The sequence below is a fragment of the Allosphingosinicella deserti genome (assembly GCF_003012735.1).
In the GTDB taxonomy this organism is placed as follows: domain Bacteria; phylum Pseudomonadota; class Alphaproteobacteria; order Sphingomonadales; family Sphingomonadaceae; genus Allosphingosinicella; species Allosphingosinicella deserti.
Map to the genome: position 1 here is coordinate 183,817 of NZ_PXYI01000005.1, position 14,893 is coordinate 198,709.

The window sequence follows — 14,893 nt, forward strand, 5'->3', positions numbered from 1 at the left end:
TTTACCCGCCGCACAAACCCGGCTCGACTGTGCGGAGGCAGTCGGGCATCCTGGTGCCGGTTCATCCGGTCACTTGAGCGCCGAAGCGTCGTACGCGGTGCCCGGCGACGGCCGGCGGAGCAGCCACTGGAGAGCGCGCATCCGGAGGTCCGCTTGCCCGAACGCGCGCAGGAGATCCGATGCAGCCCTTCTGGGACCGTGCCGATGCGCTCGCGGGGTCAGAGTGCGACCGAGCGATTGCGCTTGCCCAGGCGGGCCTGTTGCAGCCGGCGCTCGTCTTCGGGCAGGACGGCTACGCACCCAACCCGTCGGTGCGGCAGGTCGATACGTCTTTCCATGCACGCAGCAGCGAAACTGGCTGGCTGTTCGACATCGTCGACGGATTGTTCGCCGAAGCGGCACAGGCCATGGGGGTGAGCGTGGCGCCGATGCGGGAGGATCTCCAGATCCTGCGCTATCGTCCGGGCAACCACTTCCAGATGTGGCACAGCGATGCCGGCCACGATCTACACGGAGCGCGGACGTTGTCGATATCGATCGAGTTGTCGGAGGCCGGCGATTATGACGGCGGCGATCTCGAGATCGTTCCGCATGCCCTCAAACGCACCCGTCCGCTGCGCCGAGGCGCTGCGCGGATCTTCCCCTCCCAGGCCTTGCACCGCGTCACGCCGGTCACTCGCGGCACACGCTGGGCGCTGGTCAACTGGACCGGCTCTGCGTGATGGTGGCGTCCGGAAACGTGACCGGCGCGAGCGCAGTCGAGTCGCTGCAAGGTTTTTCAATGCCACTGAGTAATCCTCACCGAGTCATGCGCAAGATAATAGTTATTTGAACGGCTTAAGCGTTGCACCTGTTCTTCGAAAACGACTATCCGGCTCCGCGTTTCCGTGACATCAATAGCCCACCGGGGACTCGTACGATGTGCGAGCGGTAATCCTATGGGGGGTTAGAAACATGCCTTCGTCCAGTCTCTTTCCAGATCAGCAACTTTGGATCGCCGGCACCGGCGGCGGCGAGGCGATCATCATCGCCAACGGCGACTCGACGGTCAGCGGCGGTACTTCCGGTTACAGCCTTTCGAACATACTTGCAGGCAATCCGAACCTCAACGCGCCCCGCGACATCGTTCTCGATACGGTCAACGATCGGTTCTTCTTCGTCGACTCCGACATCAGCAGCGGCGACAACCGTATCTATCAGGGTAGCATCTCGCAGGTGCTGGCCAACCCAGGCGCTCCGGCCCTCACCATCCTCTACGAGGATAACGGCACCGACGCGGACGCAAGCATGCGCACCCTCTCGGTCGATACCGAGAACGACATCCTCTATTTCGACAACGGCACGACGTTCAACAAGATCGTCTACGACGTACCGTTGCAGACCGCGACTGTGCTCGCCGATTTGGGGCCGGGCAATTACATCACCCAGGTCACCATCGATTACCTCCACGGCGAAGTCTATCTGGCGAGCAGCGTCGTCGACAGCTTCTTCGGCGTCGATTTCGTCCAGGACAATTTCGTCTACCAAGCCACGGGGCTCACCGCGTCGTCGAGCAGCCTCGCATTCAACCAGTTGGTCTTCGAACCCGACGATGGCGCCTATGGCGACCCCGACATCCCGCCGATCCCGGGCGGCTTTCCAGTGGAGCATGGCACGATCCGCGGGATCGACATCGATCCGGTGACCCGCACGCTCTACATCACCACCGGCACGGTCAACGTCGATAGCAGCACCGATCAGGACTTTTCCGAGATCACCACTTATCCCGGCGGCATCTTCTCCTACGCGGTTACCGCCAACCCGGCCGGCGCCTACACGACCGTCTTCCAGCAGGACGGCGTCAACGGCCCGACCGGCCAGCTTTACTATGCCGAGGTCGATGGCGCCGACGGCGTCTATTACGTCGTCGACGAGACCAACGGCCAAGTCTGGCAGGGCAGCACCGCCGGCGGCACGCCGACCCTGTTCGCAACCCTACCCGCAGGCATGATCCCGCAAGGCCTCGAGCTCGTCAGCGCGCCGACCCTGGCCGGCGTGTCCACCGGTGCGGCGACGGCCGAGGCGGCCGGCCCCGGATCCGGACAGAGCAGCGCCGCCGCCGCGCTCGGTGCCCTCGATGTCTACGATCTCGACACGGCCGGACAGACCGACCAGCTCGCGGGCGCGCGGGTCCGCATCTCGGCGGGCTTCGGCTCTGCGCCCGGGCAGGAATTGCTGACGATCAACGGCGCAACCAGCGGCACGGTCAACGGCATCGGCTTCAGCTACGACGCTGCGACCGGCGTACTGACGCTGACCGGTATCGGCAGCTTCGACGATTACGAAGCCGCGCTGTCGCTCGTGTCCTACTCGATCAGCGGCGACAATCCCGACGATTACGGCGCGAGCCCAACCCGCACTTTGTCCTATCAGACGTTCGACGGCTTGCTGTTCAGCGACGAAACCGACGCGGTGATCAACGTCGTCGACATCAATGACGCCCCGACCGCGCCGGCGACCGGATCGGTCTCGACGCTCGAAGGCTCTCCCGCCGTGCCCCAAGCGATCGGCGCAATCGACGTCGACAGCCTGAGCCTCAATTATGCGCAGAAACCCGGCTTCGAAGCTGCCAACGGCACCGTCAGCTTCGATCAAGTGAACGGTACCTACACCTACACGCCGAGCCCCAATTTCGACGGCACCGACAGCTTCACCATCCTGATCTCGGACGGTGAAGGCGGAACGGCGGAGCAGGTGATCACCGTGACCGTCATTTCGATCAACGACGATCCGACCGCCCCCCCCACTGGCTCCGTCAGCACGGCGGAGGATACCGCCTCGGCGGCCCAGACGATCGGCGCGGCCGATCCCGACGGCGACACCCTGACCTATTCGGTGAAACCCGGCTTCGGCCCGGCCAATGGCAGCGTCAGCTTCGACCAGGCCGGCGGCACCTACACCTATACGCCGAGCGCGAACTACAACGGTCCGGACGGATTCACCATCCTGATCGACGACGGTCAGGGCGGCACCGCGGAGCAGGTGGTGTCGGTGACGGTGACCCCGGTCAACGACGCGCCGACGGCACCCGCCGCGGGCGCGGTCGCCACGGCCGAAGACACGGCATCGGCTGCCCAGGCGATCGGCGCGAGCGATATCGAAGGCGACACGCTGTCTTATTCCCTGAAGCCCGGCTTCGGGGCCGCGCACGGCAACGTCAGCTTCGACCAGGTCAATGGGACCTATACCTATACGCCGGGCGCGAATTACAACGGCCCGGACAGCTTCACCATCCTGATCAGCGACGGCCAGGGCGGCACCGCCGAGCAGGTCGTCTCCGTCACCGTGACGCCGGTCAACGACGCACCGACCGCGCCCACGACCGGCGCGGTGACCACCGCCGAGGACACCGCATCCGCGGCACAGGCGGTCAATGCGGCCGATGTCGACGGCGACACGCTCACCTATAGCGTCAAGCCGGGCTTCGGCGCCGCGCATGGCAGCGTCAGCTTCAACCAGGCTGCAGGGACCTACATCTACACGCCGGCGGCCAATTACAATGGCAGCGACAGCTTCACGATTCTCGTCAGCGATGGACAGGGCGGCATCGTCGAGCAGGCGATCGCGGTGACGGTGACCCCGGCAAACGACGCGCCGACTGGCGTCAGCGGCACGCTGTCGGTGGAAGAGTTCCCGAACAACAGCACGGTGGTCGGCACCGTGGTCGCCCAGGACCCGGACAGCAGCAGCTTCACCTACACTCTGGTCAACGACGCCGGCGGCCGGTTCGACATCAGCACCGCCGGCGTCGTGACGGTGCAGAACGGACTGCTGATCGATTACGAGCAGCAGAGCAGCCACACCATTCGAGTGCAGGTCAACGACAATCAGGGTGGGATATCGCAATTCGACATGGTCGTCGGAGTCGAGGACGATCATGGCGAGTTCGTGATCGGCGATGGCACGGCCAACACGATGGTCGGCGGCATCGAGACCGACATCTTCGTTGGCGGCCTCGGCAACGACACACTGACCGGCGGCGGCGGCAACGACATCATCGCCGGCGACAACGGCCTGTTCGAAACTGCTTCCGACGGCAACGACATCCTCTCGGGCGGTACCGGCAACGACATCCTCACCGGCAATGGCGGCAACGACCAGCTGAACGGCGGCAGCGGCCAGGATCAAGTGCTCGGCGGATCCGGCAACGATCGGATCGACGGCGGCGACGATGCCGACGATCTGACCGGAGACTCGGGCAACGACGTCTTCGTCTTCCGCAAGGGCGAAGCGCATGGCGATCTGATCACCGACTTCGACGGCAACGGCAGGTTCGCCGGTGATTCGATCGTCCTGCAGGGCTATGCGGCGGGAACGACGTTCAGCCACGTCGGCGGCGACGTCTGGAAGATCAACGATCACGGCTTCACGGAATATGTGACGATCCAGGGCCCGGGAACCGTCCACTCGACCGACGTCGTGTTCGTACCCTGAGCCAGGATGACGCGGGTGGCCCCGCCACCTGCGTCATTCCACCTGCGTCACGCGGCGCGCGCACCGCCCACCTTCGTCACCTCGGCGGCGGCGCAGGGCCGGGTGCGGGTCGCCGTTTGCCAGTCCGTTACGCGGCTCTTCTCGTCGAGATACAATTTCCCAGGTAAACAGGGACGGACGCATCGGGAGATCCTCGGGAAGTGGCGTTGCGGGGTATGCAGGTCCGGCGCGAGGGCCGCACCAGCCTGCCGGCCCGGTTCGGAAGAGCGGATCAGGCGGTACCGACCATCGAGGATCGCGTTCGCTGCGCCCTGCGACGGATCCGATCTCCGGAGTGCCCTCGGCAAACAGCCGTCTCGTATCGCGCTTCACGGCTCCGGGCTCACCCTCGGCCGCAGGCATTCGAAAGAAAGCAGGACCCCTATTCACTGGTGCTGCCTAGCGGAGGAATGGCAAGGTCGGTCTGATCGATCAGGCGCTGATCGGCTGGGGGGCAGGGGGACTTGATGCGAAATCACGTTCGCGCGGCGGCGATGTTGACGATCCTCTGCGGGACGCCATGTGGGGCCAGTGAAGCGCCGGCAGCGGACCAGAAGGAGCGGGCGATGGTGACGAACGGCATGGACGAGGCGCGCTTCTGGGCCTTGATCGAGCAATTCGGCCGTCCCGATCGGGAGGCGCGGCTGGCCGCCTTGCGCGCGGCGCTCGCCGATCTGGAGCCTGACGACATCCAGCGCTTCCAGGCGCAATTCGACCGGCAGATGTGGCGAAGCTATCGCTGGGACCTCTGGGGGGCTGCCTTCGTGGCGATGGGCGGCGCGTCCGATGACGGCTTCGAATATTTCCGCGCCTGGCTGATCGCGCAGGGGCGGGACGCGTTCGAGCGTGTGCTGGGATCGCCCGACAGTCTTGCCGACATCGCCCCCAACGACGCAGACGCGATGGAATTCGAACACATCCTGTATGTCGCTCCGGAGATCTGGAGTGAGAAAACCGGCAAGAGCCCCGCGGAGATGATCCGGTTCGATCCGGGGTCCGAGGTCCAGAGCGGCCCGCAAGGCACGCCGTTCCGGGAAGACGACGCTTTGCTCGCCAGGCAATATCCGCATCTGTGGCGGCGTTTCACGAGCGCGGGGATGTGAAAGCCCCGGTGCGCGTCGGCATGGTGGATTCGAGGCGGGGGCTGACAGGCGCTTGCTCGCTGTCACGCCGCCGGATGAATGCCTTTGAATTCAGAACGGTTTGCGTCCCGATCGGATCGGAGCGCCCGCTCTAGCTTCCTGGATTGGAGCGGTTTTCGAGGCACGGGCGATTCCGCCCGATTACCGGACGCTTCAAACCAGGGACGCGAGCATGATTCACGGATCGGGGCTATTCAGCCTGATCCGATCACGCTCCAGACGATGCTCGCCCGGCGGAAGTCCTGGCGCCGGCTCAATTCTGGCTTGGGAAGATGCCCTGCAGCGCGATGCAGAAATTAAGCACCAGATACGGTTGGCGGTTCTCGTGCGGTTGGCTGCCGCCGACATTGGTGATCGTCGTAGGCGTCATCGCGCCGTTCGTCGCGCCGGTGCCGTAGAGCTGGGCCTGATTGGTTCCGCCGCCCTGGAGGGAGACGAGCGCCTGGGCCGGAGCCTTGGTCGCCCCCGGCGTGATGCCCTGGACATCCGCCGATCCGGTTCCCGGCAGCGCGCTCATGCTGTGATTGTGCTGCGGCAACTCGTCGATCGTGATCGTGTGGTAGGTTTCGCCGCCGGCGTTTCCAAGCGGATAGGGCGATCCGAAAAAATGGAGCGGGACGCGTCCCTGCAGATTGGGCAATGCGAAAACGGTCTGCCCGTTGCCACCATAGGCTGTGCCGAGCAAAGCGAACAAGGCCTGGTTCTGGTTGATGGGCAGAAGCTGGCCATTGCAGAATGCCCAGCCCTTCGGCGGAAAATCAAAGCTGAAGATCTGGATCTGCCCCAGGAAAGGCTCGCTCATGTTCGATGCTCCTCGATGTCCAGGGGGGCTAGGGGCGCGGCGGGAAGACGCCCTGAAGGGCGATGCAGAAATTCAGCGCGAGATACGGCATCATATTGTTGTGCGGCAGGCTGCCGCCAGTGATTCCGATCGCCAACGGATCCATCGTCACGAACGTCGAGACGGTGTTGTAGAAGGCGATCGCGCCGTTCGTCGGCCCCGTCGAATAGCGCCCCTTGGCCAGCGCATTACCGCTGGCGACGGCGGTGGACGCATTGGCGTTCAACGCCTGCATCATGTGATTGTGGGCCGGAATCTCGGACTGGAGCAGGGTGACCGTCGGCGTTCCCGATTGCTCCCCCAGATCCCGCAGGCTGAGCCCCTGGCCCTGGCCGGGATGCATCGCCACGTTGCCGGACAGATCGGGGAGCGCGAAATTCGACTTCCCGTCACCTCCGTAGGTGGTGCCGAGCAAGGAGAACAGGGCCGTGTTCTGCGAGATCGGCATCAGCTGCCCGTTGCAGAATGCCCAGCCTTTTGGTGCGAAATTGAATCCGAACATCCGGATCTCGGCCACGAACGGATCTGCCATATCACCACTCCGGGAAGATAGAAGAAAGTTGCTGCGAAACGATCACGCAGAGCCACTCACGTCGGCGACGGAAAGATCCCGAACAGTGAAATGATGTAATTCACGCACAGAAAGGGTTGCACGTTCTCGTGCGGCTGGCTGCCGCCGGCCGGACCGATGAGTTGCGGCAGCAGGGGCGTTGCCGCGTTCCCCGTCGCATAGGCCGTAACCCCGGCCGTGCTGCTCGTGATGTCGGCAAACTTGGCGCCTTGCGGCGACAATGTTTGCGATGTTGTGGTCGACGCCATCGGGTGCGTATGCGACGGTATCTGCTGGACGGTCAGAGTCACGCTTTCAACGCCGGCGGCTTCCGCCTGCTGGTAGCTTATGTTGTTCGGGCCATTGCCGAAATGGATCGGCACCCGGCTCTGCAAATTCGGCAAGGCGAAGGTTTCCTGGCCGTCGCCGCCGTAAGTCGTACCGATCAACTGAAAGAGCGTTTCATTTTCCGAGATCGGAAGAAGGTTGCCATTGCAGAACATCCATCCGTTCGGCGGAAAATTTCCCGCAAACATGCGAATCTCACCGACATAGGGCTGCGCCATGCTTGATCCCTTTCTGTGGACGTCCGGCGTCGACCGGGGCCGCGTTGCGCGTCAGGGTGGAAGGGGTGAACTCCTGGCGCGTGATGCCCAGGCCTCGAGCGTCAACGGTGGATACGCCTTCACCGCGGCTCAAAGAGTCGACCATTGATTCATTCCCCCCGCTCGGTTGCAATGTGATCGTAACCCGCGTGGCTGTCAAACGCGATCTGAGAGGCTTCTTGCGATCACTTGCGAGAGTCTGTGGAATTTGCGGCGCCAAGCAATAACTGTTTGTAGAAACTGGATTTCGCCGCTCGGTCCATTTCGGACCAATCGGGGCAATCCACTAGCAAGTGCACCTCTTCTATGTCATGGAGGCGCGATAGGGCTGTTATCGCGGACCGGTGCCTGTGGGGGGTGCGGCGCTTGCCCTGTGGGGAATATTGACATGGTTGCTACGACCCTCAGCGTCGGCCAGATCGCCATCATCGGCGTCAACACCGAAGACAACGGCAATCCGCAGCGCGACGCCATCACCTTCATGCTGCTGGCGCCGATCGGCTCGGGCACCCAGATCTTCTTCTCCGATCGCAGCTGGAACGGCAGCGTATTCGCGGGTGCCGGGGGCAACGAAGGCACCTTCACCTACACAGCCGGGGTCGATCTTCCGGCGGGGACGGTGGTCACGATCACCCAGGCGCAGTTGCTCGCCGCCGGAATCGATCTCTCCGACGCCGGGGAAACGGTTTACGCCTATCAGGGCGGGATCAACACGCCGTCCCGATTCCTCCATGCAGTCGACGTGGCCGACGGCAGCGTCGGCTTCGACGGCAACGAGCTGCTCAACACAGGCCTGACCAACGGTGTCTCGGCAGTTTCGATCGCGGTCGACAATGCCGAATTCGGCACGCGCACCCACAATATCAATTACGGCGAGCTGTTCAGCCAGATCAACAACAACACCGACTGGGTGCAAAACGACAACAGCCCGCAGGACGGAACCACCGGCGGACCGGCCGCGACGGCGCCCGACGCGCAGATCTGGGTCGCTGGATCCGGTGCCGGCGAGGCGATCGTCACCATCAATCTTGACGGCACCTATTCGTCCGGGAGCGTCGGCTATCAGGTGGTCCAGGCGTTCCAGAACGCAGCCCAGCTCTTCCACCCGAGCGACATCACGCTCGACACCGTCAACGACAAATATTTCTTCGTCGACGCGGACCTGAACGGCAACAACCGCATCATCCAGGGCAGCATCAGCGAGCTATTGGCCAATCCGGGCGCGGTGCCGAATTTCACCGTGCTGTACAGCAATGTCGGCACCGGGCCGACCGGCAGCATGCGCACCCTGTCGATCGATCCCGCCACGCAGAAGATCTATTTCGACGTCGAGAACAGCCTCGTCCGCATCGACTACAATGCGGCTGCGCAGACGGGTACGATCCTGACCACGCTCTCCAGCGACTCGTTCATCACCCAGCTGACCATCAACTACGCGACCGGCACCGTCTATCTCGGCAGCAGCAGCGTCACGAGCGTGTTCGGCACCGACGTGATCGACACCAACCGGGTGTTCGTGGCGAGCGGGCTCACCGGATCCAACGCCGCCAATTCGCTCAGCTTCAGCCAGATCAACTTCGGCGCCAATGGCGACACTTCGGTCGGCGGCGAGGGAGGCGAACTCGGCAATGACAGCTGGCCCGTCGAGCGCGGATCGATCCGCGGCGTCGACGTCGATCCGATCACCGGCAGGCTCTACATCGTCACCGGCACCGTCAACCTCGACAATGACGGCAACGGCGTCACCACCTATCGCGGCGGCGTCTGGGTCTATGATCCGTCGAACGGCTCGGTCACCAATCTCTATACCCAGAACGGCAGCACCGGACCGCTCGGCCTGCTTTATTATATCGAGGTCGATAACGCGACCGGCAGCTATTATGTGATCGACGAGACCGGCGCGAACGCGGAGGTCGGCGATGGCGGCGTTTATCGCGGCAGCCTCACCGTGCCGGGCACGCCGACCCTGCTCGCCACCGTCGGCAACATCAACGGCCTCGGCCCGCAGGGGCTCGAAATCCAGCACGCACCGACTTTGGTCGGCACCGCGATCGCCAGCCTTGCGGTCACCGAGGCAAGCAACGCGCCGGCTTCAGGCGAGACGACGCGGGTCGGGCTTTATACCGGCCTCACCGCCTCCGACATCGACACGCCCAATTCAGGCGACGAACTGCGCGGTGCGCTGGTCCGCGTGTCCGGCAATTTCCAGTCGGGTGCGACGCATCAGGACATCCTGACGATCAACGGCACGCAGAGCGGCACCATCGCCGGCTCCGGAATCACCTACAGCTACAATCAGGCCAACGGCCAGATGACGCTGAGCGGCGTTGCGACGGTGGCCGAATATGCAGCGGCGATCGCCCTCGTCAATTTCTCGACGAGCGGCGACAACGTCACTGCTTTCGGCGCGGCGGGCACCCGTACCATTTCCGCCTCGGTGTTCGACGGCCTGCTCTATTCGGACGAGATCAGCAACAGCGTCACGATCACCGGAATCAACGACGCGCCCGTCAACAGCGTGTCCGGTGCACAGAGCTTTGCCGAAGACGGCACGCGGACGTTCAACAGCGCCAACGGCAATCTGATCAGCATCTCCGACGTAGACGCCGATCCAAGCAGCCAGTCGCTGCAGGTGACGGTGGCCGTCGTGCACGGCACCCTGACGCTGTCCGGAATCGCCGGCCTGAGCTTCAGCGTCGGCGACGGGTCCGGCGATGCGACGATGACCTTCAGCGGCACCGCCAACGCGATCAACGCGGCGCTCAATGGCCTCGTCTACACGCCGACCCTCGATTATCATGGCGCCGACACGCTGACGCTGACGACCAACGATCTCGGCCTCAACGGCAACGATCCGGGGCTGACCGGAACCGGCACCAGCGAGCAGGACAGCGACACGGTTGCGATCACCGTCACGGCCGTCGCGGACATCGCCAACGACGCGCTGAACATCGCCGAGGATGCGGCGATTGCAAGCGTGACCGTCCAGGCCAACGACACGTTCGAGAATCCCGGCCACGCCATCACTGCGTTCACCCAGGGCGCGCACGGCACCGTCGTCCTCAACGACAACGGCACGGCCGGCAATTTCGCCGACGACTTCCTGCAATATACGGCCAATGCGGATTATAACGGCACCGACAGCTTCACCTACACCGTGACGTCGGGCGGCGCGACCGAGACCGCGACGGTCAACGTCACGCTCTCCGCGGTCGCCGACATCGCCAACGACACGGTCAACATCGCCGAAGACGCCGGCGCCACCACGCTCGACGTTCTCGCCAATGACAGCTTCGAAGATCCGACGCGCGCGATCACCGCGGTGGGCACCGCCGCCCACGGCACTGTCACGATCAACAACAACGGCACGCCCGGCGTCGGCAGCGATGATTACATCGTCTACACGCCGACCGCCGATTACAACGGTACCGACAGCTTCACCTACACGGTGACGTCCGGCGGCGTGACCGAGACCGCCACCGTCACGGTGAATGTGTCCGCGGTGGCCGACATTGCCAACGACACGATCAACGTGCTCGAGGATAGCGGCGCCAACACGCTGGATCTGCTCGGCAACGACGGCTTCGAAAATGCCGGACGCGCGATCACGGCGGTCGGCTCGGCGCTTCACGGCACGGTGTCGATCAACAATAACGGCACGGCGGGCAACACCGCTGACGATTATGTCGTCTACACGCCGACCGGCAATTACAACGGCGCCGACAGCTTCACCTACACGGTCACGTCGGGCGGCGTCACCGAAACGGCAACCGCCAACGTGACGGTGATCTCGGTCAACGATGCCCCGACGATCGGCAACGTCCAGGGCGACACCGCCACCTTCGTCGAAGGCGGCGCCGCCGTGAAGCTGGATCCGACCGGCAATGTCACGGTCGCGGACACCGACAGCGTCGATTTCAATGGCGGCAGCCTCACCGTCTCGATCACCGCGAACAAGGTGGGGAGCGAGGACGTGCTCGGGGTCGACACCAGCGGCACCGTCGCCGTCGCGGCCGGCGTGGTCTCGGTCGGCGGTCAGGCGATCGGCACGCTCAGCGGCGGCGGCGCCGACGGCGGCGATCTCGTCGTCACCTTCGACACCGCGAACGCCACCGCAGCGCGAATCCAGACGCTGATCGCGGCGCTCAATTACGCCAATTCGAACAGTGTCGATCCGGCGGTGGCCGCGCGCACGGTCTCGATCTCGCTGGTCGACGGCGACGGCCGCACCAATGGCGGAGACGACGACGTCACGGTCACCGCGACCGTCAACGTCACCGCCGTGAACGATGCGCCCGCCGGCACCAATGCCACCGTGACCGGCAGCGAGGACGATCCCTATGTCTTCCTGACGTCCAATTTCGGCTTCAGCGATACGGACGGCAACGCTTTTGCCGGAATCGTGGTCAGCTCCCTGCCGGGTGCCGGAACGTTGAAGCTCAACGGTGTCGACGTCACGCTCAACCAGTTCATCACCGCGGCGGACATTACCGGCGGGCTGTTCACCTTCGTGCCCGCTCCGGACGCGTTCGGCGCCGGCTATGCCAGCTTCAACTTCCAGGTTCGCGACAATGGCGGGACGGCCGGTGGCGGCGTCGATACGGATGCTTCGGCGAACACCATCACCATCGACGTGCTCGCGGACAATATCGCACCGGTTGCCAACAATGACGGGCCGTTCACCGTTGTCGAGGACACTCCGATCCAATTGTCGACCGAGCTCACCGGCAACGACACCGATGCGGAGAACAACACCCTCACGATCGTCGGCGTGTCGAATTTCGTCGGCGGGACCGCGAGCGTCACGGCCGGTGTGGTCACGTTCACGCCCTCGACGAATTTCGTCGGCGCCGCTTCGTTCGATTACACGATCAGCGACGGCTTCGGAAACACGGCCACTGCGACGGCCTCGCTCACCGTCACGGCGGTGAATGACGCGCCCACGGTCTCGGGTCTGGGCGGCGACAGTGTCGCTTATACCGAGAACGGCGCACCGGTGCAGCTCGATGACGGCAACAACGCCATCGTCGCCGATGTGGACAGCACCAACTTCGCCGGCGGATCGGTCACCATCACGATGGACGCGGTCGGCGACGACGCGATCGTGCTCGATCCAAGCATCAGCGTCGATGAGACGACAGCGGAGGTCGAGGTGTCCGGTGTCGTGATCGGCACCTATGCCCCGACCATTTCCGGCCCGCAGATCGGCTTCACGGTTACGCTGAACGGGGATGCCACGCCGGCGCTGATCCAGCAGCTTCTCCGCGGATTGTCCTACACCAACACGGGCGAGACGCCGACGGCGGGCACGCGCACCGTTCACTATACCCTGGTCGACGGAGACGGCGGCGCCGACACGGCGAGCTACACCAGCTCGGTGATCGTCACGGCGGTGAACGATGTGCCGACCCTCGATCTCAACGGCGCGACCGCCGGTGTCGACGGAACCGGCACCTACACGGAAAATGCGGCGTCCGGCTTCCTTCATGCCGGTCTGCTGGTCGGCGATGCCGACAATGCGACACTCCAAAGCGCCACCGTCACGATCAGCGGCGGTCTGATTTCCGGGCAGGATTATCTGACGGTAAACGGCGCGACCGCGGGCACGATCAGCGGCCTGACGATCGGGTACAGTGCGGCCACGGGAATCCTGACACTCACAGGCAGCGCCACGGCCGCCGTCTACCAGAGCGTGCTGCGTCAGATCGGCTTCGAATCGACCAGTCAGACACCGGGAACGAGCCGCACGCTGACCTGGTCGGTGAACGACGGCACCGCCAGCAGCGTCACCGCAACGACCACGATCGCAGTGACCGCAGTGAATGATGCGCCGCTGAACAGTCTGACGTCGACGCAGGCCGGGACCGAGGATTCGAACCTGGTCTTCTCGGCGGCGAACGGCAATGCGATCACCGTGTCGGACGCCGAGGCGAGCACGTTACAGGTCAACTTGAGCGTCGCGAACGGACTGCTGACCCTGTCCGGCATAGCGGGCCTCAGCTTCAGTGTCGGCGACGGCACCGGAGACTCCACGATGACGTTCAGCGGCACCGCCGCGGCGATCAACGCCGCGCTCGACGGCCTCGTCTACCGCGGCGCGCTCAACTATCACGGCGCTGAGTCGCTGACGGTGACGACCAGCGATCTCGGCGTCGCCGGCACCGGTGGGACCAAGACCGATCAGGACGCGATTGCGATCACGCTGGCCACCGATGGTTACATCGACGGCGGTGCCGGTGACGACACCACGACCGGCACCAGCGGCGCCGACCAGTTCCTGTTCCAGCAAGGCGGCCACGATCATGGCGATGGCGGCCCCGGCAATGCCAATGATCGCTTCTATTTCGGCGACCAATGGGAGTCGGGCGACAGCGTCGATGGCGGCGGCGGCGAGGATGCGCTGCAGCTCGCCGGCGACTATTCCTATACGTTCGGCGAGACCCAGATGATCTCGATCGAGCGGCTGCGGCTCGGCAGCGGCGGCGGCGCGGATTTCGACTATTATCTGACCATGGCGGACGGCAATGTCGCGGCCGGCGAGCAATTGCTGGTCGATGCGACGAGCCTGGTCGCCGGAGAGACGCTGACCTTCCTCGGCATGGCGGAAGCGAACGGCCGCTACCGCATCCTCGGCGGCGCCGGCGACGATCTGCTCGTTGCGGGCAGGCAGAACGATGTCGTCGATGGCGGCGCCGGCAACGACACGCTCTATGGCGGGCTCGGCGACGACCGGATCAGCGGCGGCCTCGGGCGTGACATCCTGAACGGCGGCAGCGGCGGCGATACGTTCGTCTATGCGTCGGCGGCGGAGTCCACCGGCCTCGGCTTCGACACGATCGAGAAGTTCAGCACCTTCGTCGACCGCATCGACCTGCCGTTCGCGGTCAGCGGATGGAGCGGCACCGTCAGCGCCGGCGGGCTCAGCACCGCCAGCTTCGACGGTGACCTCGCGGCGGCGGTGAACGCTTCGCTCAACGGCCACTCGGCGGTCCTGTTCACGGCCAGCAGCGGCGATTTCACCGGCCGCACCTTCGCAGTGATCGACGGCAATGGCGACGGATCCTACCAGGCCGGCCAGGATTATGTGATCGAGTTCGCACAACCGGTGGCGCCGCTCGACGCAACTTCGGCCTACTTCCTCTGAGCGATCGAGGTGGACGCTCTTTCAGGCTTCCACCTCGACCATGTCGTTGCCAGGCGGAACGTCGTTCAAGAATCTCCGACCAGAGCGTAAGTTCCTAGA

The 14,893-nt window shown here is 64.3% G+C and carries 7 protein-coding genes; 4 read left to right on the plus strand and 3 right to left on the minus strand.

Annotated elements, in window-relative coordinates; genetic code table 11:
* Positions 1-179: 179 nt before the first annotated feature.
* The 3 genes from C7I55_RS16335 (at position 180) to C7I55_RS16345 (ending at position 5,615) form a co-directional block, all read left to right on the plus strand.
* Positions 180-722, plus strand: a complete 543-nt coding sequence (locus C7I55_RS16335; protein ID WP_106514080.1) for a 2OG-Fe(II) oxygenase — start codon at positions 180-182, stop codon at positions 720-722.
* Between the two features lie 232 nt (positions 723-954).
* A complete protein-coding gene (locus C7I55_RS16340; protein ID WP_106514081.1) occupies positions 955-4,473 on the plus strand; it encodes a tandem-95 repeat protein in 3,519 nt (1,172 codons plus the stop codon).
* A gap of 605 nt (positions 4,474-5,078) precedes the next feature.
* The gene (locus C7I55_RS16345) at positions 5,079-5,615 is read left to right on the plus strand and encodes a DUF4240 domain-containing protein (RefSeq protein WP_158266455.1); all 537 of its coding nucleotides are present in this window, start codon (positions 5,079-5,081) and stop codon (positions 5,613-5,615) included.
* A 292-nt stretch (positions 5,616-5,907) separates the two neighbouring features.
* Here C7I55_RS16345 and C7I55_RS16350 read toward each other — a convergent pair whose 3' ends face one another.
* From C7I55_RS16350 to C7I55_RS16360, 3 genes are read right to left on the minus strand one after another with little or no spacing between them, the layout of a single operon-like run.
* Positions 5,908-6,456, minus strand: coding sequence for a phage tail protein (locus C7I55_RS16350; RefSeq protein ID WP_106514083.1), 549 nt, complete (start codon positions 6,454-6,456; stop codon positions 5,908-5,910).
* Between the two features lie 28 nt (positions 6,457-6,484).
* Positions 6,485-7,027 (minus strand): phage tail protein, encoded by a 543-nt coding sequence (locus tag C7I55_RS16355; protein WP_106514084.1) that lies wholly within the window; start codon positions 7,025-7,027, stop codon positions 6,485-6,487.
* A gap of 56 nt (positions 7,028-7,083) precedes the next feature.
* The gene (locus C7I55_RS16360; protein WP_106514085.1) at positions 7,084-7,611 is read right to left on the minus strand and encodes a phage tail protein; all 528 of its coding nucleotides are present in this window, start codon (positions 7,609-7,611) and stop codon (positions 7,084-7,086) included.
* A 427-nt stretch (positions 7,612-8,038) separates the two neighbouring features.
* On the opposite strand from C7I55_RS16360, the gene C7I55_RS29260 reads away from it, so the two are divergent.
* Positions 8,039-14,794 (plus strand): tandem-95 repeat protein, encoded by a 6,756-nt coding sequence (locus C7I55_RS29260; protein WP_106514086.1) that lies wholly within the window; start codon positions 8,039-8,041, stop codon positions 14,792-14,794.
* Positions 14,795-14,893 lie beyond the last annotated feature (99 nt).

Coding starts and splice junctions, on each gene's coding strand:
- C7I55_RS16335 (WP_106514080.1), top strand. CDS start 180: ATGCAGCCCTTCTGGGACCGTGCCGATGCGCTCGCGGGGTCAGAGTGC.
- C7I55_RS16340 (WP_106514081.1), top strand. CDS start 955: ATGCCTTCGTCCAGTCTCTTTCCAGATCAGCAACTTTGGATCGCCGGC.
- C7I55_RS16345 (WP_158266455.1), top strand. CDS start 5,079: ATGGTGACGAACGGCATGGACGAGGCGCGCTTCTGGGCCTTGATCGAG.
- C7I55_RS16350 (WP_106514083.1), bottom strand. CDS start 6,456: ATGAGCGAGCCTTTCCTGGGGCAGATCCAGATCTTCAGCTTTGATTTT.
- C7I55_RS16355 (WP_106514084.1), bottom strand. CDS start 7,027: ATGGCAGATCCGTTCGTGGCCGAGATCCGGATGTTCGGATTCAATTTC.
- C7I55_RS16360 (WP_106514085.1), bottom strand. CDS start 7,611: ATGGCGCAGCCCTATGTCGGTGAGATTCGCATGTTTGCGGGAAATTTT.
- C7I55_RS29260 (WP_106514086.1), top strand. CDS start 8,039: ATGGTTGCTACGACCCTCAGCGTCGGCCAGATCGCCATCATCGGCGTC.